A 20,026-nucleotide genomic window follows, 5' to 3' on the forward strand; every position below is an offset into this window, starting at 1 on the left:
CTGTCACGGCCCTGACACGGCCGCGGACACGGGGGCGTGACGTGGTCACTCACCGTCGTCCGTGGCTGTCGTCGGTGACCTCGCGGCGCCGACCAGCCGGGCGACGAGTTCCTCGTAGGGAACACCCACCGCCGCGAACATCCGTGGCACCTGGGACTCGGCTGTCATTCCGGGCATCGTGTTGACCTCGTTGAGCACGGGGCCGTCGTCGGTGAGGAAGAAGTCCATGCGGGCGACCCCGGCGCAGCCGAGGGCGTCGAACATGGCCAGCGCCGCCCGCGTGATCGCGGCATGGTCGGCACCGCCGAGGTCGGCGGGCACCGTGAACCGGGCGGTTCCGTCGTACTTCGTGGCCGTGTCGAACAGGCCGCTGGTGTGGATCTCCAGCGGGGGTGCCGCCCAGCGGCTGCCGTCCGCCTCCCGCAGGACGGCGACGTCGATCTCCCGGCCGTGCACGACGTGCTCGAGCAGAATCTGATCGTCGTAGCGCGACGCCGTGCGCAGCGCCTCGTCCAGTTGGCGGGCGTCCCGGGCGAGGGTGACGCCGTAACTGGACCCGGCGGCGACCGGTTTCACGACGACATCGGTCTCGAACTCGATGCCCGCGCTGTCGGCCGCCCGCACCAGACGTCCCGGGGCGACGCGTATCCCGATGGCTTCGGCGACGAGCTTGGTCACCCACTTGTCCATGCCGACCGCGCCGGCGCGCAGGCCGGATCCGACCACGGGTTTCCGGGCGAGGGCGCACAGGGCGGCGAGTGTCCCGTCCTCCCCGAGGGGACCGTGGACCGCGGGGAAGACCACGTCCGTTCGCTCCAGGAGCGGCAACGCCGCGGCCAGCGAGGCGGCGGCGCTTGTCCCGAGCGTTTCCGCCCCGTGTCTCCACCGCCCGTCGCGGCCGATGACGATGTCGCTGACCTCGAACCCGCGGGAGCGCAGCGCGCCCGCGACGGCTCGGGCGGTCGCCACGGAGACCTCGTGCTCGGCGTTCTGCCCGCCCCCGATGACCAAGATACGTCGCGTCACGCGATTGTCCTTTCCACTCGTGGCCCGATGCCGGTGACGATGGTGTGCGGAATGGTCCCGGCCCACCGGGCCCAGTCCTGAATGGTCGGAGTGATCCCGTCCCGCGGGCCGAACACGGTCGCGGTCGTGCCGCGCGGAACGTGGTCGGTGCCGGTGTCGACCACGATCTGGTCCATCGACACCCGCCCGGCCACCGGATGGCGTCGTCCGTGGATCTCCACCGAGGCGCCGGGGGCGATCTCTCGCGGGATCCCGTCGGCGTACCCGAGAGGCAGCACGCTGAGGTGGGTGGCCGTGTCCGTGACGTAGGTACCGCCATAGCCGACCGGCGTCCCCGCCTCGACGGCGGCGCTGTGCACCACCGGCGCGGTCAACCGGGCCGCACCGTGCAGGTCGGTGACCCCCGAGGGATCGATGCCGACGAGCCCGGCTCCGAAGCGGACAATTCCGAAGTGGGTGGACGGGTCGGTCAACGTCGCGGAGGTCGCGGCCAGGTGGATCAGCGGGATGCCGAACCCCGCCGCGGCGACCGCGTCACCGGCGTGCCGCAGGCGTGCCACCGCGGCTGCGTTCGCCTCGGGATCGGCCAGGTCGGCCAGCGGCAGGTGTCCCATGAGGCCCACCACGCGGATCCTTCCCCGCCGCTGTCCCCGCCGGGCGCCGGTGAGGAGCGCTTCCCACTCCGGTGCCGGGCAGCCTTCGCGGGCCATACCGGTGTCCAGGTGCAGGTGAACTCGCAGAGCCGTGGGCGAGGTCTGTGCCAGCAGCGCTTCCAGCTCGCCGACCGATCCGACCGCGATGTCGGTCCTGCCGATCGCAGCGGCCTCGGCGTCCACACCGGAGGGGTTCAGCCAGGTCAGGATCGGTGCGGTGATCCCGGCCGCACGCAGTCGCAAGGCCTCGGCCAGGTCCGTCGTGCCGAGCCACCCCGCTCCGGCGGCGATCGCGGCCCGCGCGACCGTGACGGCACCGTGCCCGTAACCGTCCGCTTTGACCACCGCCATGATCCGCGAACGCGTCCGTGCGCGCGCGATCGCGACGTTCTCGCCGATCGCTCGAGGGATCGTGTGCAGGGTCGGCGGCGGGAAGCTGGCGCGCCCTGGCCGGGAGATGCCGAGCGCGCTGGTCACCGCCACATCCGCGGATCCTGCGTCGGGTCGTCGTAGCGGGGCGGACAACCGTCCTCGATGGCCTCGGGGCGCAGCTCGTAGTGCCAGGGCTCGTTGCGGTAGATCTGGCACAGCCCGTACGCGGCGCCGTGCTCGGAAAGCCACGCCCTGGCGGCGGAGTGCCCGATGTCGACCGCGTCCCCCGACACGTGAGCGGACGTCTCCGCGGTGGCCACCCACCGGGCTGCCTCCTCTTCGGAGCCGTACTTCGAGACCGCCTCCCGGAGCAGTTGTTCCTGGTAGGCGGGTGTTCGCCAGCCACTGTTGACGACGAACGCGACCCCGTCGGCCGCGGCGTCGGTCGCCGCTTCGCGCAGGGCGCCGAGCAGGTACGGGTCGAGGCGGGCCACGGCAGGGAACTCGTCGTCGAAGACCGTCACGCCGTCGGGCACGGCACCGTCCGCCGCACCGGGTACGCGGGGGTGGTGACGGATGTGATCTGGCGATGCGGCCGGGGACGACGACGAGTACGCCAGCGACTGGTAGACGAGGACGCCGGTGAGCGTCGCGCCGGCCGCGACGAGGACGGTGAGGACGGTCGGCCGGATACGGCGGACCGCTGTCCGTGCTGGTTCGCGGTAGGGCATGCCCCGAGTGAAGGCGGCGCGATGTTGCCGGCACGTATGTGGTTTTCGATATGCCGGCGATATGCCCCTGCTCGTAGCATATGGCGCGTATGCGCGTGTTGATCGTCGAAGACGAACCCTACTTGGCGGAAGCCGTTCGCGATGGCCTGCGCCTGGAGGCGATCGCGGCCGACATCGCCGGTGACGGTGACACGGCGCTGGAGATGCTCAGCGTCAACGCCTACGACATCGCCGTCCTCGACCGCGACATCCCGGGTCCCTCCGGGGACGAGATCGCCGAGCACATCGTGGCCTCGGGCAGCGGTATGCCGATCCTCATGCTCACCGCCGCCGACCGGCTCGACGACAAGGCATCCGGGTTCGGACTCGGCGCCGACGACTACCTCACGAAACCGTTCGAGCTGCGGGAGCTCGTGCTCCGGCTCAGGGCACTGGACCGCAGGCGTGCCCACAACAGACCGCCCGTGCGGGAGATCGCGGGCCTGCGCCTGGATCCGTTCCGCCGTGAGGTCTATCGCGACGGCCGCTACGTCGCGCTCACCCGGAAGCAGTTCGCCGTGCTCGAGGTTCTCGTCGCCGCCGAGGGCGGTGTCGTCAGCGCCGAGGAACTCCTGGAGCGCGCGTGGGACGAGAACGCCGACCCCTTCACCAACGCGGTGCGCATCACGGTCTCGGCGCTGCGCAAGCGGCTCGGAGAGCCGTGGATCATCGCGACCGTGCCTGGCGTCGGCTACCGGATAAACCCCGGCACCGGACGTGCGGGAGGGGACCGTGGATAGGGAGCCCGGGTTGAGCGTTCGCCTGAAACTCACCCTCAGCTACGCCGGGTTCCTCCTGCTCGCCGGTGCCCTGCTGCTCGCGGTCGTCTGGGTGTTCCTGCTGCGTTACGTGCCCGACGGCGTGCTCGTCGCCACCGGTCGTGCCCGGGATCAGGGTCCCGGCGCGCCGTTCATTCCCAACCGGTCTGACCTGCAACGCGCCTTCGTCCCGAAGGCGGGCGCGGCGTTGGTGTGCCTGCTGGTTTTCGGTCTCGTGGGAGGGTGGCTTCTGGCCGGGCGCATGCTCGCCCCGCTGACCCGCATCACGGACGCCACCCGCTGGGCCGCGAGCGGATCACTCTCCCACCGGATCCGGCTACCGGGCCCCAGGGACGAGTTCCGCGAGCTCGCCGACGCCTTCGACACCATGCTCGCCCGGCTGGAAGCGCACGTCGCCGAGCAACAGCGGTTCGCGGCCAACGCCTCCCACGAACTGCGCACCCCGCTGGCCATCACGCACACCCTGCTCGAGGTGGCCCGCACCGACCGCGACCACGACACCGGCAAGCTCCTCGACCGCCTGCACACGGTCAACACCCGGGCGATGAACCTCACCGAGGCGCTGCTCTCGCTCAGTCGCGCCGACCAGCGGTCCTTCACCCGGGAACACGTCGACCTGTCCCTCATCGCGGAAGAAGCCACCGAGACGCTCCTCCCACTCGCGGAGCAACGCGGTGTCACCATCGAGGTCTCCGGCGACCTGGCCCCCGCCCTCGGCTCACCTGCGCTGCTGCTGCAGCTGACCACGAACCTCCTGCACAACGCGATAGTCCACAACCTGCCCGAGCGGGGCACCGTGTGGGTCACGACCACCGTCCACCCCGAGGCGGTGGCGCTCACCGTCGAGAACACCGGCGAGCAGCTCGCGCCACACCTGGTCGCCACGCTCGCCGAGCCGTTCCAGCGCGGCACCGAACGCGTCCGCACCGACCACGCGGGCGTCGGCCTCGGTCTGGCGCTCGTCCAGAGCATCGTCCGGGCACACGACGGAACTCTGGCCCTCGACCCCCGCGCTGCCGGGGGGCTCCGGGTCACGGTGCACCTGCCCGCGGCGCCACCGCACACCGGCCCGAGATTGGCCGAGGCTTGACGAGCCGATGCCTCACCGAGGTGGCGCGCGGTAGGATCGCGGCGCGCGTCGCCGGACGCGTCCGGTCCGCGGGATAGGGACCATCCCACCGGCACGGGTTTCGCGGATCGATCGACGGACCTCGGCCCGAGGACGCGGACGCGGGCGGATAGGGGTTCGCCGTGCCTGAACTGCCAGTGCGCGCGTCGCTGGAGTACCTGCGCAAGCGAGCCAAGAAGCGCAAGCGAGACCGGGCGATCGGGTTGAGCCGAGCACAGCACGAGATCGCCCGCGAGTATGGCTTCGCCGACTGGCCGAAGCTCGTCCGCCATGTGCAGGCCGGCAGGCTCGTCGGCATCGAACGGACACTCGTGCTCGCCGATGCCTCCGCGCTGTCCGGGCTGCTGCACGCCGATCCGGCGGCAGCGACCACGGAGGTCGACGGGCTGGCCCCGCTGCTGGTGTTGCTGCGCCGGTCGATCGGCTCGGCGGCGGACGTGCGCGAGTGCGCGCGCCTGCTGCTGGACGCCGGGGCCGACCCGGACAGCCACACGGCGGAACGGTGTGGCGAGGGCAGGATGTCCGCGTTGTTCGCCGCGGTCGAGCGCGGTGACCTCGCGCTGGTCCGGCTGCTGGTCGAGCGGGGTGCGACCAGGGACGAGGACGCCTTCTACCACGCCTGCGAGCAGCCGGACACCGAGTTTCTGGACCTGCTGTACGAGCCCGGCTTCGAGCGTCTGGTGGCGCACAAGCTGGACTTCGAGGACGCCGGCGGGCTGCGCTGGTTCCTCGACCACGGCGCGAGCGCCGACAGCGGCCTGCACCATGCGATCGCCCGTGGTCGCGGGCCGCGGATCATCACGATGCTGCTGGATGCGGGAGCCGATGTGAACCGGCCGTGGGATCGCTGGGACGTCGGCCGGCGCCCGCTGGCGCTGGCGGCGCGGTGCGGGCATCTCGCCGCGTACGAGTTGCTGGCCTCCCGTGGCGCGACCGCCGAACTCGATCCGGTCGACGCCGCCGTGCTGGCCATCGCTCGCGGCGAGTCGGTGCGGCTGCCGCAGGCGCCGCCGCCCGTGCTGGGCGCTCCCGACCGGGACGACTACGGCTGGATTCTGGGCCAGTTCGCGCTACTCGGGCGCACCGATGTGGTGCGTGCCCTGCTGGACAGCGGCATGCCGGTCGACACACGTGGCTGGAGCGACTTCACCCCGCTGGACCAGGCCGCCATGCACGGGCGCACCGGGGCGGTGCGGCTGCTGGTCGACCGCGGTGCGGACCTGCACGACTGCGCCTTCGACGAGGACGGTCCCACGCCGTTGGACTGTGCGTTGTGGGGCCTGCGGAACAACCGCGCCGAGGAAGGCGACTACCCCGGGACAGTCGAGGTCCTGCTCGCGGCCGGTGCGCCCACCCAGCACACGCCACCCACCGGTGACGATGCCGTCGATGCCCTCCTGGCGAAGTATCTGGCCGCAGGCTGACACGTCGTGAACGCGGACGTAGCCGCGACCAGGGCACCGCTCAGCTCCGTCTCGACGCGGTCCGCGGGGCGTCGATGCGCTCGCAGGCGGCCAGCGCGCGGGCCAGCGTCACCAGCTCGGCCACCCGAGGGTCGGCCACCCGGTAGTAGCACCAGCGGCCCTCCCGGCGGGCCTGGATGTAGCCGCAGTCGGCCAGACACGCCAGGTGCGTCGACACGCGACCCTGGGACAGCCCGATCTGGCCCACGCAGTCGCTGACGCTGTGCTCGCCGTCGAGCAGGAACTCCAGCAGCCGCAGCCGGCTCGAATCCCCCAGAGCGCGGAAGAACCTCGCCACCGTCGCCACCTCGTCCATCAGGGCCACCTCCCCATCACCCAGCACGTATTCGCCCATGCGGATACGATCGCGCCGAGAATACATCCGGGTAGGCGAATACGAGTGGCCGAGCACGCCCCACGCGGGAAAGGGTGAGGGGATGGCTTTCGATCTGGCGATCATCGGCTCCGGGGGCGCCGCCTTCGCCGCGGCGATCGCCGCCCGGCGGGCGGACCGCTCGGTCGTGATGATCGAGCGCGGCACCGTCGGCGGCACCTGCGTGAACACCGGCTGTGTGCCGTCGAAGGCGCTGCTGGCCGCCGCCGAGGCCCGGCACGTCGCGCTCTCGGCCGACCGGTTTCCCGGCATCCGCGCCAGCGCCGACGAGGTCGCCGTGGCCCGGCTGGTCGAGGGCAAGGCCGACCTGGTGACCGGGATGCGGCAGGACAAGTACACCGGTCTGGCCGCCGAGTACGGCTGGGAGATCATCGCCGGCCACGCCCGGTTCACCAGCGGCCCGGCCCTGGAGGTGGCCCTCGCCGAGGGCGGCGCGCGCCGGATCGAGGCGGAGCACTACCTCGTCGCGACCGGATCGGCTCCGTGGACGCCCCCGGTGGACGGACTGGCCGAGGTGGAGCACCTGACCTCCACCACCGCCATGGAACTCGCGGCGCTGCCGGAGTCGCTGCTGGTCGTCGGCGGCAACTACATCGGGCTGGAACAGGCGCAGTTGTTCGCCCGGCTGGGGACGCGGGCCGAGATCGTGGAGAAGGAGGAGCGGCTGGCCCCGGCGGAGGAACCCGAGATCTCCGGCGCGCTGGCCGAGGTCTTCACCGAGGCGGGGATCGGCGTGCACACCGGCACGGTCCTCACCCGAGTGCGCCGCGAACACGGGCAGGTGGTCGCCGGGCTGCGCGACACGGACGGGCACACCCGTGAGCTGCGGGCGAACGAGCTGCTGATGGCCACCGGCCGCAGGCCCGTGACCGGCGGGCTCGGGCTGGACAGGGTCGGGGTGACCACCGGCGAGCGCGGCCGGATCGTCACCGACGAGCACCTGCGCACCGCGAACCCGCGGATCTGGGCCGCCGGGGACGTGACCGGGCACCCGCAGTTCGTCTACGTCGCCGGCGCGCACGGCGCGGTCGTGGTCGACAACGCCTTCCACCAGGCCGGCCGCACGCTGGACTACCACCACCTGCCACGGGTGACGTTCACCGGCCCGCAGGTCGCCGCGGCCGGGCTCACCGACGCCGAGGCCAGGGCACGGGGCTACGACTGCGAATGCCGGGTGCTGCCGCTGGAACACGTTCCGCGCGCCCTGGTCAACCGCGACACCCGCGGCCTGGTCAAACTGGTCGCCGAACGCGGTACCGGGCACCTGCTCGGCGCGCACGTGCTGGCCGACGGCGCGGGCGAGGTGATCGCCACCGCCGTCTACGCGCTGCACAACCAGATGACCGTGTACGAGATGGGCGAGCTGTGGTGCCCCTACCTGACCATGGCCGAAGCCCTCAAACTCGCCGCGCAGACCTTCACCCGCGACGTCACCAAACTCTCCTGCTGCGCCGCGTGAAACCAGAACACCGCGGAAAGGCCGCCATCAGGACAACCGAACGCGAACAGATCGCGTCCACACTGGACTCCTTGTTCCGCCCCGAAACCGACACGGCCGGGGGATGGCGCGGGCTCACCCTGCTGCGGCTCCTCTCCCGCGGCGCACCGGTCATCATCGGGGATCTGACCGCCGCCCTCGGCCGCCCGGCCGGGGAGGTCAGCCGCGCTCTGGCGGGTACGCCGGACATCGAATACGACGACCAGGGCCGGATCGTCGGCGCGGGACTCACCCTGCGGCCGACCCCGCACCGCTTCGAGATCGACGGGCGAGTGCTCCACACCTGGTGCGCCATGGACACCCTGGTCTATCCCGGACTGCTCGGATGCCCTGCCCGGGTAACCTCGCCCTGCCAGGCCACCGGCACTCCTGTCCACCTCACCGTCGACGGCACCAGGGTCACCGGCATCGACCCGCCCACCGCGGTGGTCTCGCTGGTCACCCCGGACGACCTCACCTCGGTCCGCACCGCCTTCTGCGACCACGTGCACTTCTTCGCCAGTGCGCACGTCGCCCGCCCGTGGCTGGCCGACCACCCCGATGCCTCGGTGCTCCCGATCACCGAGGCATACCACCTCGGTGGCAAGGTCACCGCCGCGTCGTGCCGGCAAGCCGACGCCGGGACCTGCTGACCGGGCACTCCAGGCGGCAGCCATTGACCGGCGAGGTCGCCGCGGAAGGCCTCGGCGCGGGCACAGTTGGATGTAGCGGAGGAGACGGCGGGCGCAGTGCGCGTTCGGTGGCGCAGCATGGCGGACGAAACGTACTTCCACCGATTTCGTGCGGACGCCTCGGCGCCCTTCCGCGGAGTCATCGAACAGTCGTCGTCGTTTTGCCGGTGAAGCGGAACTCGACCTGGGTGGGTAGTGCCCGCAGACCGAGCGCCTGACGCAGCCGGGGCAACGCCTGGGTGCTCAGCCGATGTCTGATGGCGGCGAGGGATGCCTGCTGGTCGGCGTGGATGACAACCGTGAGGGTGGCGTCGTTTTGTGCCCCGGTCAGGGAGGCGTCGGCGGCCCGCACCCCGGGGTACTTTTCGATCTCGTCGGCGAAAGGCTCGACCGCGGTGGTGGTGGCGAGCTCGGTTCGACCCCGATCCGGGTCACTTTCCAGGCGCCAGATGCGCCTTCGAGGCCTACGGACCAATTGCGCGGCGAGCCACCGGAGGCACAGGAGTCCGAGCAGGGTCGCGACCACGGTGATGATGTAGAGAACCCAGGTCGGGGGCCGCCCCGTACCGGGGACGATCGTGCTGGCCGGGTCGAACAAGCCCCGCCATCCGAAGTGGGTGGCAAGGGTGAGCCCGCCGGCAGCGACCAGCATCAGCCCGAGCAGTGCGAGTACGCCACGATTGAGCCGACCCGGCGGGTTTGAGGCGCTCATGCTCGGCTCCGCGTGCTGCGCACCCGGACTTGCAGCGCCGGGCGGGCCGCCAGTGAGATCTCCTCGAGGCGTCGCTCGAGTGCCGCGTGCACCGCGTCGCGCAGTCCCTCGCCGCGCACGCGGTCAGTGCGCACCGTCGCCGTCACGACGTCGCGGCGCACGGCGAGCCTGGCGCTGCGCACGCCGTCGACCTCGGCCGCCGCCGCACGCAGAGTGGTGCGCAAACCCCGGCGTGACGCGCCGGAATCGAGACCATCACGGTCGTCGTCGAGCGGAACGACGGTCGCCGAGCCCGGCAGGGCCGCCGACAGCAGCAACACCAGCCCGAGCGCCGCGGCCACACCACCGGCGACCGCGACACCCCAGTCGTCCCACCTCGCTCTGTTCAGCGTTTCCGCCACCGCGTCGTAGCTGATGAACGGCCGCTGTCCGGCGAGCATCTGAATCGCAGAGGTCGCGACCAGCACGGCTGCCGCGAGGAGCGCTAGCGCGCTCAGAATCGCGGGAAGGCTGCGGCGCGGGCGGCGGATCACTGGAGCCTCCCCCCGGTGGCCGGAGCGTGCAGGGCGGTCACGGTGATGTCGACCCGCGACACGGTCAGCCCCGCCAGTTCGGCAACCCGCTGTATCAGATGAACCCGGACCCGTTCACACGTGACGGCGACCGGATTCGGATACGCGATCGACAGCCGAACGTCCAAATCGGCGGTGGCACCGTCCACCCGGGCCTGTACTCCCGCAGCACGGTCCTGGTCCTCGGCGCCGATGGTGACACCGAGCAGCCGGCGAGCCGAACCGCCGACACTCTCGATCTCGGTCACCGCGTACGCGGCCAATCGCTCGACCGCGCGACCCGCGACGACAGTGCGGCCACGTTCGCTCATCTCCTGCTCGTCGCGGTCGGCCTCCGCCCGCGTGCCCACGGTCGACATGATCAACGACGGCCGCGGCCGGTGAGCTGGGACAGGTCGAGCTTGCCGTCGGCCAGCAGGCCGGCCAGCAGGCCGACAGCACCGAGGACAAGGACGATGAGAAACGCGGTGAAACCGCCGAACGCGCCCGCAAGACCCAGAGCGATGCCGGACAAAAGCCCGAGAACCGTGAAGTTCATGAGTGTTCTTCCTTAACTGCCAGTCGGCCGAGCGCCGCCGGCGCCGTTGCCGGCAGCACCATGTCCATGACGGCCACCCGCACGGGACGGTCGCCCCTTCCGATCGCCGCCCGGACCGCGGAGGCGACCTCGGCGACACTGGCCGGATACCGGCTGATCACGCCGATGGCGATCTCCTCCGGCCGGATGCGCACCCCCACCACCCGACGCCCGGGCAGATACGTCGCGATGTCGCCGAACCGTCCGCTGTCCAGGCCGCTCACCTCCGGCACCGCCCGAACCGCGGCAGCGATCAGGTCGGCATCGAGATCGGAAGTCACTGCAACCTGGTCGTCTGTTCGCGCTCGGTGTCGGTCTCCTCGTCGGGGAGATGCATGTCGTTGACGGCGATGTTGACCTCGACGACCTCCAGCCCGGTCATGCGCTCGATCGCGGCGATCACGTTGCGCCGGGCCGCGCGGGCGAGATCGACGATCGAGACGCCGTACTCCACGACCAGCTCGAGATCCACGGCCGTCTGCCGCTCCCCGACCTCCACCGACACACCTTGCCCGGCACTGGCCGAAGCTCCCGGGATACGCTCCCGAAGAGCACCGAAGGCCCGCGCCGTGCCGCCGCCGAGTGCATACACACCGGAAATCTCGCTGGCCGCCAGACCCGCGATCTTCTGCACGACCGCGTCAGCGATGGTGGTCGCCCCCTGTTCGGTGACCAACTGGCTGGCCGAGTCCCGGCTCGTCGAGTCCTGGCTGCCGCCCGACGACGGGCTCGCGGACGCGTTCTGCGTGGTCGGAGTGGTCATCTTGTGAGCTCCTTCGATTGATGATCGGCCGACTGATTCCGAGATGCGGACCCGCCTCGAGACCTCCGCGGGGTCGATTCCTAGCCCTGACGAATCCCGATTCCTGGGGACCGCTGGACCTCCCAGGCATTCCCTCGCGGCTTTACCCTGGGCTACCCTGCCGTTTCCGGTCCAAACGTCGAGCGGTCGGGGCTGGCCGGAATCGGTGTAGAATGGAGATTGTCGGGAGCATCTCGTACGCGAGTGACCGAACTCGCGTCGTTCTCGACGAAACTCCCCGGTCGTGTTCACGACCGGAGACGGGAGCATCGACATCATGTCGAGCCCGAGCACACTCATCACACCCCCGGCAGCCGCCGAGCCGTCACACCACACACCGCGCCTACGCCTGAAACCGGCGGGGTCGGTCAGCGGCCACGTCGACGGCGCCTGGTGGCCCCGGTCCCGGGACCTGGCCGCTGAACTGCCAGCGCTGCTGGAGGTGCTCGCGACCCGGCCGGGAACCATCGAACGGGTGACCTACCACCTGACCACGTGGACGTCCGTTCCCCGCCGCCTCGTGATCGGGGGCCGTGCTGTCCGGCTGGAGGGGTTTCGTTCGCAACCTCCCCACGCTGTGACGGTGACCGGTCAGGGCCGGCAACGCCTGACCCTGCTCACCTTGCCGCCCGACATGCCCAAGGCAGCCGCGCACGAGGCCCTCATGAGGGCCGCGCGGCGCGACAACGCCGATAGCACCGACATGCTTCTCTCGCCGAGTCGTGTCGCCGGCGCGGAGTTCTCGGACACCGCCACCCAGCGATGGGAAGTCGACGGCGGACGAGTCCGGTGAACGCACTCATCGGCCTGCAGCCCCACCAGGCCGAACTCCGGCCTCCCCTCGTCACCCCGCGGCTGGTCTTGCGGGGCTGGCATATCTCGGACGCGCCCGCGGCACTGGCCGTGTTCGGCAACGCCGCAGTGGCGCGCTGGCTCAGCCCGGCGATGGACCAGGTGCCTGATCTGGCTGCCATGCGCCTGCTGCTGCAGCAATGGATCGCCGAAAGCAGCCGAGCGATGCCGCCAGCCGGACGCTGGGCTATTCAGCGCCGCGGCGACAACCAGGTCATCGGCGGGGCGACGCTGCTGGCCCTCCCGCCCGGCAACGAAGATCTCGAACTCGGCTGGCAGCTCCATCCCGACAGCTGGGGACACGGATACGCCAGCGAAACCACCCAAGCACTGGCTGGCTGGGCCTTTCGCCACGACGTCGACGAACTGTTCGCCGTCGTCCGGCCGGGCAACACCCGCGCCGCCGCCGCTGTTCGTCGCAACGGTATGCACTGGGTCGGCGAAACCAGCAAGTACTTCGGGCTGACCCTGCAAGTCTTTCGGCTCCGTTCGGCTGATCTCGACGAGGCCGCCCCCTACACGCAAAGTCCGCCCACGGATGCCGCCCGCTCGGTGGCCGGGCAGCGGTCGCCGTCGCCGGCCTGAGGACACCGGGCGAGAACAGCACGCCCCCGGTGCCTGCCGGAACTCTGCAACCGATGCCGCTGAGGAGCCGCGTCACAGCGAACGGGAAGGGTCAACCGGTCGCCAGGCCACGGAATGAACGGACACACCGTGCGGCGATTGAACCGGTCCCGCGGCGAAACCGGATCAGCACGCCACGGGTAGTAGGCCTGCGAGTCTGCCGGGAGGTCCCAGCACCCTGCACGCCACCGCGACGGGCACCCTGATCGGAGTAAGGGCCGCGATCGGATAGGCTGCCGCTTGCGCGGCACCCGTTCTCCTGCTCCAGAAGCCGGTTGGCGCTTGCGCGGTTCACGCAGCTCGGCGGATTTGCTCACGAGTCACACCAGCGCGCTTGCCATCCTCGACATCGGCGGCTTTGAGCCAGTTGGACAGACAGGTCGCTGAGATCTCGATGAGCGGCGATCTGCTTCAACGGAGCCTCGCCACGCCGCGCCACGGCGACCACGTCAGCCACGGAACGCCCAGCGGGTAAGGGCTTTGGCACGATGACACCCTTCCAGCGAGGCCGAAGCCTCACACGTCAGGTGCCAACCAAACCGTGGGCGGACCCGGGGACACCAGACGGTGGTCCCGTGCGGTGCACGCGCGGATCAGCCCGGTGCCGGTACCGGGCGGCGGGGACGGCGTAGCGGTGCACCGACGGCGTGCAGGTGGCGCAGGACTTGGGCATAGGAGGCCACTAGCCCGCAGTGGCTGTAGGAGATGCCCCGTCGCGAGCAGAACTCCCGCACGAGCGGCTGGGCGCGGCGCAGATTGGGACGCGGCATGCTGGGGAACAAGTGGTGCTCGATCTGGTAGTTCAACCCGCCCAGCAAGCCGTCCACCCATCGGCCGCCGAGGATGTTCCGGGAAGTGAGCACCTGCTTGCGCAGGTAGTCCAGGCGCTCGTCCTTGCCCAGAATGGGCATGCCCTTGTGGTTGGGGGCAAACGAGCACCCCAGGTACACACCCATCAATCCCTGGTGCACCACGATGAACACAATCGCCTTGAGCGGGGACAGCACGAGGAACACCACACCCAGATAGCCCACCATGTGTGCGGCCAGCAGGGTTGCTTCCAACCAGGTGGCCTTGACCTCGCGGCGCAGCACGGCCTGGACGCTCGCGATGCGCAGCATCACCGCTTCGGCCAGCAGCAACGGGAAGAACAGGAACGCCTGGTACTTCACCACCCACCGCAGCAGGCCGCGTTTGGTCCGGGCCTGCTCAACGCTGAACGCGAGCGCGGGAATCTCGATATCGGGGTCTTCGTCCTCGTGGTTCGGGTTGGCGTGATGCAGGTTGTGCTTGCCGACCCACCACTTGTAGCTGATCCCGGTGACCACACCGTGCGCGTATCCGACGAGGTCGTTGCCGCGCCGGGAACCGAAGATCTGCCGATGCCCCGCGTCGTGCCCGATGAACGCGAACTGCGTGAACACCCCCGCAAGCAGCACCGCGGTGAGCAACTGCCACCACGAGTCGCCCAGTAGCACGAACACGAAGCCGCCGCCGGCGAGCAGCACCACGTTGACCGTAATCCGCGCCGCGTAATAGCCGTATCGTCGACGCAGCAACCCCGCGCCCCTGACCCGGCGGGACAGCTCCCCGAAGTCGCCACCACGGCGAGGTTTCGACGACTGTGCCGCCGAAGCAGTTGATCCGGTCATGATGAAATGTGGTCTCCCAACAGGCGTCCTACATCGCGCCGCGCGCGCACGGCGACCGCGCCGATCGGATTTCCACCGGGATACGCGGCCTAAACCCGCACAGGGATGCGTCCGCTCGGACAGGCCGGTGCCCTCCGTCGACGTCTCTGCTCTCGACGCGTCCGGCGGGGCCAGAGACGAAAACAACGCCCAGAGAGACGACTCTTCTGGGCGTATGAACCAACTGGCTCGGTGGAGCTGAGGGGAATCGAACCCCTGACCTTCTCGATGCGAACGAGACGCGCTACCAACTGCGCTACAGCCCCTTGATGGTGCTCGATGAGCATAGCAACGCTGCCATGCCCACCGAGCAAGGGGGTCCTACTCCCCGGCCGCCCGCCGGTACGGAGGCGGGCCCGGCTCCGCGAGCTCGTGGAACGCGGGGTCCTCGTCGTCCAGGTCGACGACCACCGCCTGGCGGCGCATGCGGGACGTGGGCACCGGCCTGCGCTCGGCACCGGCGACCTCGCGGGGCTCGCGCGCGACCACCTCGACGTCGTCCAGCGCCTGCTCCGACGCGCGGACCCGGCGCACCGAGGCGTTGTACCTGGCGAGCCTGCGCTGCCGGATCTCCTCCTCGATGCGGACCTGCCTGCGCAGGTACGCGAGGTAGCCGACGAGCAGCAAATCGACGGCGCCGTGCGCCCACCACACCATCGGCCACAGGAACCCGGCCAGCACGCCGGTGACCAGCGCGACCAGCAGCAACCCGAGCACCACACGCTGGCGGTGCGCGTACTTGGCCCTGGCCGCGATCTCCGCGGCCTCGGGGTCGAAACCGCCTCGGCCCGGCCGGTAGCGGCGGCCACCGCGGCCGGAGTTCTCGTCGGCCACGGGTCGCGTGGGCTCGGGTGCCGGTTCGTCCTCGGCGTCCAGATCCTCGTCGTAGTCGTCGTAGTCGTAGCTGTCGTCGTCGACCAGGTCCTCGTCGTCGGCGGGCACTTCGCCGCCACTGTTCGAACTGCCGGACATGGCGAACTCCTTCCGCCACTCGTGGTGTGGTCCCCCGCTCCGCACGACTCTCGCCGCCAGCGCGGAGTCGTTGGTCTGCGCGATCTCCTGGCGCTTGCGCGCGATCATGGGCACGAGAACGACAAGCCATGCCGCCGCAAGCGCGACGATGATCAGCGAGCTTGGCATCTCCCGTCACCTCCCCCGACCCATTGCCGTGTCCTAGTGGAACCGCGCGACCCTGCTCCGCTGGAAACCAAGTGGGGTGTTCACAGTGCTCGCAGTGGCCACCGCACTCCCGCTCTCCACTCTGACCATCGTCACGCTAGTCACAGGAGTAACAGAAGAACGGGAGGCACGCCGGGCGGAGCCGGGAAAGTGGTCACCGGATCCGGTGAATACCGCGCAAATGGTTGACGCTGGTCAGGGGCGTGTGGCGCGCCCGGCGGCGACGAGCCGGTCCGCGAGACCCTCGCCGGTCTCCTCGGCGGTGATGGCGAAGCAGTAGTGGTCCCGCCAGGCCCCGGCGACGTCGAGGTAGCGGCGGAACAGCCCCTCCTGCCGGTAGCCCGCCTTCGCCAGGACCCGCAGACTCGCCGTGTTCTCCGGCCGGACGGTCGCCTCCAGCCGGTGCAGGCCGGCCGCGCCGAACGCGTGGTCGGTGACCAGCGCCACCGCCGCCGTGGCCACACCCTTGCCCGCGAGCTCGGAGGACACCCAGTAGCCGACCCACGCCGAACGCAGCGAGGCCCGGATCACGTTGCCGATCGTGATCTGACCGGCGAACGCGCCGTCGACCGTGATCGCGAACGGCAGGCACTGGCCCCGCCGGGCGAGGCTCCGCAACGACGCCCACTGCGCGGGCCACGCCCACCCGGCGTTGCGATCGGTCCACGGCCCGGCGGCCGTGGGCTCCCACTTCTCGAGGTACTCGCGGTCCCGCAGCCGGATCCGGCTCCACTCGCCGCCGTCCCGCAGCCGCACCGGCCGCAGCGCCACCGCACCGGCCGTCACCAGGAGCGGTCCCGGCTTGGCAGGCCAGCCCGGATGCCGGGACTCGGCGCCGTACGGCGTGCCGTAGACGGGTGTGGACATCGCCCGCTACGCGCGCTGGGCCAGGAACGTCACCTTGACCTGCTCGCCTGCCGCCACCTCGGTGAGCCCCTCTTCGATGTTGATCAGGCAGTTCGCCTCGGCGAGCGAGGCCAGCAGGTGCGCACCCGACGTGCCGAGCGGCTGCACCAGGTACTCCCCGTTGCTCTCGTCCCGCAGCAGCTGGCCGCGCAGGAAGCCGCGGCGGCCCTCCGTGGACGTGACCGGCGACAGCAGCCGCGCGTCGACCATCCTGCGGTGCGGGTTGCGGGTGCCCCGCGCCGCCCGGATCAGCGGCCGGACGAGCACCTCGAACACCACGAGCGCGCTCATCGGGTTGCCGGGGATGAGGAACGTCGGCACGGAGTCCGGGCCCAGCCTGCCGAAGCCCTGCACGGACCCGGGATGCATGGCCACGCGGGTCATGTCGATGCGGCCGAGCTCGGACAGCGCGGCCTGCACCTCGTCCCCGATCGAGCCGCCCGCACCACCGGCGACCACGACGACCTCGGACATCAGCAGCCTGCCCTCGACGGTCTCACGGAGCCGCTTCGGGTCGGTCGGCACGATGCCGACCCTGCTCACCTCGGCCCCGGCGTCCCGCGCCGCCGCCGCGAGCGCGTAGGAGTTGACGTCGTACACCTGCCCCACCGACGGGGTGCGGTCGATGTCCACCAGCTCGTCACCGACGGACACGATCGACACCCTCGGCCGCGGGTAGACCAGGACCTTCGCCCTGCCGACCGCGGCGAGCAGGCCGACCTGCGCCGAACCGATCGTGTCGCCCTTGCGCACGGCCACGTCACCGATCTGCACGTCCTCACCGGTCCGCCGGACGTACCCGGCCGAGGGCACGGCCCGGTGGACGGTGACGTTCGCGTGGTGGTCGTCGGTGAACGCCGTGGGCACCACGGCGTCGGCCAGCGTCGGCAGCGGGGCCCCGGTGGCCACGCGCACCGCCTGTCCCGGCTGCAGCCGCCTCGGCTGGCGGGAGCCTGCCGGGATCTCGCCGACCACCGGCAGCTGCACCGGCTCCTGCGAGGCCGCCCGCACGTCGACGCTGCGCACCGCGTAGCCGTCGACCGCGGCCTGGTCGAACCCGGGCAGCGCGTGCTCCGCGACGACCTCCTCCGCGCACAGCAGGCCCTGCGCCTCCGAGATCGCGACCCGCACCGGCCTCGGCCGCACGGCGGCATCGAGGACGAGCGCGAGCTGCGCGTCCACCGACCGGAACTCGGCCGCGGACTCGGGAGCGTCCGGTGTCGCGACGGTGATCGGCTCGGATTCGGTCATGAGCGGTCGGTCTCGATTCGTTGGGCCAGCCACGTGCGCAGCTCCGGCCCGAGGTCCGGGTCGTCGAGCGCGAAGTCCACGGCCGCCTTGAGGAAGCCGCCGGGGTTGCCGAGATCGTGCCTGCCGCCCCGGTGGACCACGACGTGCACGGGGTGGCCCTCCTCGATCAGCAGCGCCACCGCGTCGGTCAGCTGCAGCTCGCCGCCCGAGCCCGGGGTGATCCGGCGCAGCGCGTCGAAGATCGCCCGGTCCAGCAGGTACCTGCCGGCCGCGGCGTACGTCGAGGGTGCGTCCTCGGGAGCGGGCTTCTCCACCATGCCATGAACCCGCTTGACATCCGGGTCATCCGTGTCGGACACGTCGAACACACCATAGGGTGAAATCTGGTCCTTGGGGATGTCGAAGGCGCACAGCACGCTGCCGCCGTACCTCGCCCGCACGGCGGACATCCGCTCGAGCACGCCGACCGGCAGCACGAGGTCGTCCGGCAACAGCACGGCGACGGCGTCGTCGTCCTCGCGGAGGTTCGGCTCGGCCTGGGCCACCGCGTGCCCGAGGCCCAGCGCCTCCTTCTGGATGGCCACCTCGACGTCCAGCAGGGCGGGGGCCCTGCGCACCTTCTCCAGGAGCGCGGTCTTGCCCTTGCGCTCGAGCGTCTCCTCCAGCTCCGGCTGCCGTTCGAAGTAGCTGACGACCGACTCCTTGCCGGGCGAGGTGACCACGACGAGCCGGTCGGCTCCGGCCTGCGCCGCCTCGCCCGCGACGAGTTCGATGCCCGGTGTGTCCACGACCGGCAGCAGCTCCTTGGGAACGGCCTTGGTGGTCGGGAGGAATCTCGTGCCCAGACCCGCGGCAGGCACGATGGCGGTTCGGAACGTCTTGTCAATCGCGGCGCCCGTCATGGGCGCAAAGCCTAGCCTGGACTGGTGCATCCCACTGACAACGAGCACCTCGGCAAGGCGGACTGGCGCGCCCGGCTGATCGCGGGGCGGGCGGCGATCTCGGCACAGCAGCGCGTCGGCGAGGCGCGAGCCCTCGCCGACGCCGTCGCCGGACTGGCGGGCGGCACGGTGTGCTGCTACGTCCCGTTCGGCGCGGAGCCGGGGTCGCTGGCACTGCTCGACGTCCTGCGCGACCGGGGTGCGCGTGTCCTGCTGCCGGTGGTGCCGCCCGCCGCCGGGCCGCTCGACTGGGCCGTGTACGAGGGCACATCGGCCCTGGTCCCGGGCAGGTACCGGGGCATATTGGAGCCGGGAGGACCACGTCTGGGCCCGGAGGGCATCGGCGAGGCCGACCGCGTGCTGCTGCCCGCACTCGGCGTGGACCACACGGGGGTCCGGCTGGGCCGGGGAGCCGGCTACTACGACCGGTCGCTGCCGTTCGCCTCTCCCGGCGCCGAGCTGGTGGCCGTGATCCGCGACACAGAGTTCGTCGAGCGACTGCCCGCGGAGCCGCACGACGTGCGGATGACGGCCGTGCTCACGCCCGGCAGGGGCGTGCTGGCGCTGCCGTACACCCCGCCGGTGTGATCCGCACCTCGTTTGCGCTCGGGGAATGTCATCACGCACAATCGGGGTTAGCACTCGTAGGGATTGAGTGCCAATGCCTGAAGGAGCGCCCGTGCCGACCTACCAGTACGCCTGCAAGGAGTGTGACCACCACTTCGAGGCGGTCCAGTCCTTCTCCGACCCCAGCCTGACCGAGTGCCCGCAATGCTCCGGTTCGCTGCGCAAGCTGTACGGATCGGTGGGCGTGATCTTCAAGGGCAGCGGGTTCTACCGTACCGACTCGCGGTCCGACTCGAAGTCGTCGAGCGCGAACGGGTCCGCGAAGAACGGCTCGACCGACACCAACGGCAGCGCGAAGCCGGGGAGCAACGGCTCGGCGAAGTCCGACTCCGGCTCCTCGTCCGGCTCCTCCTCCTCGTCGTCGAGCACGGCGAAGACCGCGTCGGCGGCCTCCTGACCGCCCCCTGATCCGTACGCCGCGGTACCGGGACCACCACCCCCGGTACCGCGGCGTCGCTGTCTCCGGCCCCGTCACCGGTCCGGCGGTTGTCCACAGGACCCCGGTTGTCCACAGGTCCGGGATCCGCCGGTGTCGCC

General features: G+C 70.9%; 24 protein-coding genes and 1 tRNA gene. 9 read left to right on the top strand and 16 right to left on the bottom strand.

Annotation, left to right across the window (positions count from 1 at the left end; translation table 11 throughout):
- Nucleotides 1-45: 45 nt before the first annotated feature.
- The 3 genes from B0I33_RS03960 to B0I33_RS03970 are packed head-to-tail and all read right to left on the bottom strand — an operon-like array spanning nucleotide 46 to nucleotide 2,782.
- On the bottom strand, nucleotides 46-1,026 hold the full coding sequence (locus B0I33_RS03960; protein ID WP_106177155.1) for a D-alanine--D-alanine ligase family protein: 981 nt from the start codon (nucleotides 1,024-1,026) through the stop codon (nucleotides 46-48).
- Nucleotides 1,023-2,162, bottom strand: coding sequence for an alanine racemase (gene alr, locus B0I33_RS03965; protein WP_219927127.1), 1,140 nt, complete (start codon nucleotides 2,160-2,162; stop codon nucleotides 1,023-1,025). Before alr ends, B0I33_RS03960 begins: the two co-directional genes overlap by 4 nt.
- Nucleotides 2,153-2,782: a M15 family metallopeptidase gene (locus tag B0I33_RS03970; RefSeq protein WP_181193166.1), complete on the bottom strand. Its 630-nt coding sequence runs from the start codon at nucleotides 2,780-2,782 to the stop codon at nucleotides 2,153-2,155. Before B0I33_RS03970 ends, alr begins: the two co-directional genes overlap by 10 nt.
- A gap of 89 nt (nucleotides 2,783-2,871) precedes the next feature.
- Here B0I33_RS03970 and B0I33_RS03975 point away from each other — a divergent pair, with 89 nt between their 5' ends.
- The 3 genes from B0I33_RS03975 (at nucleotide 2,872) to B0I33_RS03985 (ending at nucleotide 6,153) form a co-directional block, all read left to right on the top strand.
- On the top strand, nucleotides 2,872-3,561 hold the full coding sequence (locus B0I33_RS03975) for a response regulator transcription factor (RefSeq protein WP_106177156.1): 690 nt from the start codon (nucleotides 2,872-2,874) through the stop codon (nucleotides 3,559-3,561).
- Nucleotides 3,562-3,571: 10 nt separating this feature from the next.
- Entirely contained in the window at nucleotides 3,572-4,690 is a 1,119-nt protein-coding gene (locus B0I33_RS03980) for a sensor histidine kinase (protein ID WP_281259338.1), read from the top strand.
- Between the two features lie 161 nt (nucleotides 4,691-4,851).
- Nucleotides 4,852-6,153 (top strand): ankyrin repeat domain-containing protein, encoded by a 1,302-nt coding sequence (locus B0I33_RS03985; protein WP_245900432.1) that lies wholly within the window; start codon nucleotides 4,852-4,854, stop codon nucleotides 6,151-6,153.
- A gap of 40 nt (nucleotides 6,154-6,193) precedes the next feature.
- Here B0I33_RS03985 and B0I33_RS03990 read toward each other — a convergent pair whose 3' ends face one another.
- Nucleotides 6,194-6,547: an ArsR/SmtB family transcription factor gene (locus B0I33_RS03990; RefSeq protein ID WP_106177157.1), complete on the bottom strand. Its 354-nt coding sequence runs from the start codon at nucleotides 6,545-6,547 to the stop codon at nucleotides 6,194-6,196.
- Nucleotides 6,548-6,629: 82 nt separating this feature from the next.
- Here B0I33_RS03990 and merA point away from each other — a divergent pair, with 82 nt between their 5' ends.
- Both merA and merB read left to right on the top strand, forming a co-directional pair.
- Complete coding sequence (gene merA, locus B0I33_RS03995) at nucleotides 6,630-8,045, top strand: mercury(II) reductase (protein WP_106177158.1); 1,416 nt, start codon at nucleotides 6,630-6,632, stop codon at nucleotides 8,043-8,045.
- Nucleotides 8,046-8,116: 71 nt separating this feature from the next.
- Nucleotides 8,117-8,716: an organomercurial lyase MerB gene (gene merB / locus B0I33_RS04000; RefSeq protein ID WP_245900433.1), complete on the top strand. Its 600-nt coding sequence runs from the start codon at nucleotides 8,117-8,119 to the stop codon at nucleotides 8,714-8,716.
- A 178-nt stretch (nucleotides 8,717-8,894) separates the two neighbouring features.
- Here merB and B0I33_RS04005 read toward each other — a convergent pair whose 3' ends face one another.
- The 6 genes from B0I33_RS04005 to B0I33_RS04025 are packed head-to-tail and all read right to left on the bottom strand — an operon-like array spanning nucleotide 8,895 to nucleotide 11,379.
- Nucleotides 8,895-9,467, bottom strand: coding sequence for an alkaline shock response membrane anchor protein AmaP (locus B0I33_RS04005; RefSeq protein ID WP_106177159.1), 573 nt, complete (start codon nucleotides 9,465-9,467; stop codon nucleotides 8,895-8,897).
- Nucleotides 9,464-10,000, bottom strand: coding sequence for a DUF6286 domain-containing protein (locus B0I33_RS04010; protein ID WP_106177160.1), 537 nt, complete (start codon nucleotides 9,998-10,000; stop codon nucleotides 9,464-9,466). The genes B0I33_RS04005 and B0I33_RS04010 overlap by 4 nt, the downstream gene beginning before the upstream one ends.
- Nucleotides 9,997-10,398: an Asp23/Gls24 family envelope stress response protein gene (locus B0I33_RS04015; RefSeq protein ID WP_106177161.1), complete on the bottom strand. Its 402-nt coding sequence runs from the start codon at nucleotides 10,396-10,398 to the stop codon at nucleotides 9,997-9,999. Before B0I33_RS04015 ends, B0I33_RS04010 begins: the two co-directional genes overlap by 4 nt.
- Before the next feature lie 2 nt (nucleotides 10,399-10,400).
- Nucleotides 10,401-10,577, bottom strand: coding sequence for a hypothetical protein (locus B0I33_RS29840; protein ID WP_181193167.1), 177 nt, complete (start codon nucleotides 10,575-10,577; stop codon nucleotides 10,401-10,403).
- On the bottom strand, nucleotides 10,574-10,897 hold the full coding sequence (locus tag B0I33_RS04020) for a hypothetical protein (protein ID WP_106177162.1): 324 nt from the start codon (nucleotides 10,895-10,897) through the stop codon (nucleotides 10,574-10,576). The genes B0I33_RS29840 and B0I33_RS04020 overlap by 4 nt, the downstream gene beginning before the upstream one ends.
- Nucleotides 10,894-11,379, bottom strand: a complete 486-nt coding sequence (locus B0I33_RS04025) for an Asp23/Gls24 family envelope stress response protein (protein WP_106177163.1) — start codon at nucleotides 11,377-11,379, stop codon at nucleotides 10,894-10,896. Before B0I33_RS04025 ends, B0I33_RS04020 begins: the two co-directional genes overlap by 4 nt.
- Before the next feature lie 283 nt (nucleotides 11,380-11,662).
- On the opposite strand from B0I33_RS04025, the gene B0I33_RS04030 reads away from it, so the two are divergent.
- Nucleotides 11,663-12,211 (top strand): DUF5994 family protein, encoded by a 549-nt coding sequence (locus tag B0I33_RS04030; RefSeq protein WP_245900434.1) that lies wholly within the window; start codon nucleotides 11,663-11,665, stop codon nucleotides 12,209-12,211.
- Nucleotides 12,208-12,855, top strand: coding sequence for a GNAT family N-acetyltransferase (locus B0I33_RS04035; RefSeq protein ID WP_245900435.1), 648 nt, complete (start codon nucleotides 12,208-12,210; stop codon nucleotides 12,853-12,855). Before B0I33_RS04030 ends, B0I33_RS04035 begins: the two co-directional genes overlap by 4 nt.
- A 632-nt stretch (nucleotides 12,856-13,487) precedes the next feature.
- Here B0I33_RS04035 and B0I33_RS04040 read toward each other — a convergent pair.
- From B0I33_RS04040 to B0I33_RS04065, 6 genes are all read right to left on the bottom strand, one after another.
- Nucleotides 13,488-14,546: a fatty acid desaturase family protein gene (locus B0I33_RS04040; RefSeq protein ID WP_106177165.1), complete on the bottom strand. Its 1,059-nt coding sequence runs from the start codon at nucleotides 14,544-14,546 to the stop codon at nucleotides 13,488-13,490.
- 232 nt (nucleotides 14,547-14,778) lie between these two features.
- Nucleotides 14,779-14,851 (bottom strand) — tRNA-Ala (locus tag B0I33_RS04045).
- A gap of 55 nt (nucleotides 14,852-14,906) precedes the next feature.
- Nucleotides 14,907-15,725 carry a divisome protein SepX/GlpR gene (gene sepX / locus B0I33_RS04050; RefSeq protein ID WP_106177166.1) on the bottom strand — a complete coding sequence of 273 codons (819 nt, stop codon included), beginning with the start codon at nucleotides 15,723-15,725 and terminating at the stop codon, nucleotides 14,907-14,909.
- Nucleotides 15,726-15,959: 234 nt separating this feature from the next.
- Nucleotides 15,960-16,631 carry a GNAT family N-acetyltransferase gene (locus tag B0I33_RS04055; RefSeq protein ID WP_106177167.1) on the bottom strand — a complete coding sequence of 224 codons (672 nt, stop codon included), beginning with the start codon at nucleotides 16,629-16,631 and terminating at the stop codon, nucleotides 15,960-15,962.
- A 6-nt stretch (nucleotides 16,632-16,637) separates the two neighbouring features.
- On the bottom strand, nucleotides 16,638-17,921 hold the full coding sequence (glp, locus tag B0I33_RS04060; protein WP_106177168.1) for a molybdotransferase-like divisome protein Glp: 1,284 nt from the start codon (nucleotides 17,919-17,921) through the stop codon (nucleotides 16,638-16,640).
- Nucleotides 17,918-18,823, bottom strand: a complete 906-nt coding sequence (locus tag B0I33_RS04065; RefSeq protein ID WP_106177169.1) for a UTP--glucose-1-phosphate uridylyltransferase — start codon at nucleotides 18,821-18,823, stop codon at nucleotides 17,918-17,920. The genes glp and B0I33_RS04065 overlap by 4 nt, the downstream gene beginning before the upstream one ends.
- Before the next feature lie 24 nt (nucleotides 18,824-18,847).
- Between B0I33_RS04065 and B0I33_RS04070 the strand changes: the two genes are divergently transcribed.
- The gene (locus tag B0I33_RS04070; protein ID WP_106177170.1) at nucleotides 18,848-19,450 is read left to right on the top strand and encodes a 5-formyltetrahydrofolate cyclo-ligase; all 603 of its coding nucleotides are present in this window, start codon (nucleotides 18,848-18,850) and stop codon (nucleotides 19,448-19,450) included.
- Nucleotides 19,451-19,541: 91 nt separating this feature from the next.
- Nucleotides 19,542-19,886 carry an FmdB family zinc ribbon protein gene (locus B0I33_RS04075; protein WP_106177171.1) on the top strand — a complete coding sequence of 115 codons (345 nt, stop codon included), beginning with the start codon at nucleotides 19,542-19,544 and terminating at the stop codon, nucleotides 19,884-19,886.
- The last annotated feature ends 140 nt before the right edge of the window (nucleotides 19,887-20,026 follow it).

Origin of the sequence: Prauserella shujinwangii, from assembly GCF_003001955.1 — a bacterium.
GTDB lineage: Bacteria > Actinomycetota > Actinomycetes > Mycobacteriales > Pseudonocardiaceae > Qaidamihabitans > Qaidamihabitans shujinwangii.

Excerpts from the sequence above, each read along its gene's own strand:
- B0I33_RS03970 (WP_181193166.1), bottom strand. The coding sequence starts at position 2,782 with ATGCCCTACCGCGAACCAGCACGGACAGCGGTCCGCCGTATCCGGCCG.
- B0I33_RS03975 (WP_106177156.1), top strand. The coding sequence starts at position 2,872 with ATGCGCGTGTTGATCGTCGAAGACGAACCCTACTTGGCGGAAGCCGTT.
- B0I33_RS03990 (WP_106177157.1), bottom strand. The coding sequence starts at position 6,547 with ATGGGCGAATACGTGCTGGGTGATGGGGAGGTGGCCCTGATGGACGAG.
- merA (WP_106177158.1), top strand. The coding sequence starts at position 6,630 with ATGGCTTTCGATCTGGCGATCATCGGCTCCGGGGGCGCCGCCTTCGCC.
- B0I33_RS04005 (WP_106177159.1), bottom strand. The coding sequence starts at position 9,467 with ATGAGCGCCTCAAACCCGCCGGGTCGGCTCAATCGTGGCGTACTCGCA.
- B0I33_RS04015 (WP_106177161.1), bottom strand. The coding sequence starts at position 10,398 with ATGTCGACCGTGGGCACGCGGGCGGAGGCCGACCGCGACGAGCAGGAG.
- B0I33_RS29840 (WP_181193167.1), bottom strand. The coding sequence starts at position 10,577 with ATGAACTTCACGGTTCTCGGGCTTTTGTCCGGCATCGCTCTGGGTCTT.
- B0I33_RS04025 (WP_106177163.1), bottom strand. The coding sequence starts at position 11,379 with ATGACCACTCCGACCACGCAGAACGCGTCCGCGAGCCCGTCGTCGGGC.
- B0I33_RS04040 (WP_106177165.1), bottom strand. The coding sequence starts at position 14,546 with ATGACCGGATCAACTGCTTCGGCGGCACAGTCGTCGAAACCTCGCCGT.
- sepX (WP_106177166.1), bottom strand. The coding sequence starts at position 15,725 with ATGCCAAGCTCGCTGATCATCGTCGCGCTTGCGGCGGCATGGCTTGTC.
- B0I33_RS04055 (WP_106177167.1), bottom strand. The coding sequence starts at position 16,631 with ATGTCCACACCCGTCTACGGCACGCCGTACGGCGCCGAGTCCCGGCAT.
- glp (WP_106177168.1), bottom strand. The coding sequence starts at position 17,921 with ATGACCGAATCCGAGCCGATCACCGTCGCGACACCGGACGCTCCCGAG.
- B0I33_RS04065 (WP_106177169.1), bottom strand. The coding sequence starts at position 18,823 with ATGACGGGCGCCGCGATTGACAAGACGTTCCGAACCGCCATCGTGCCT.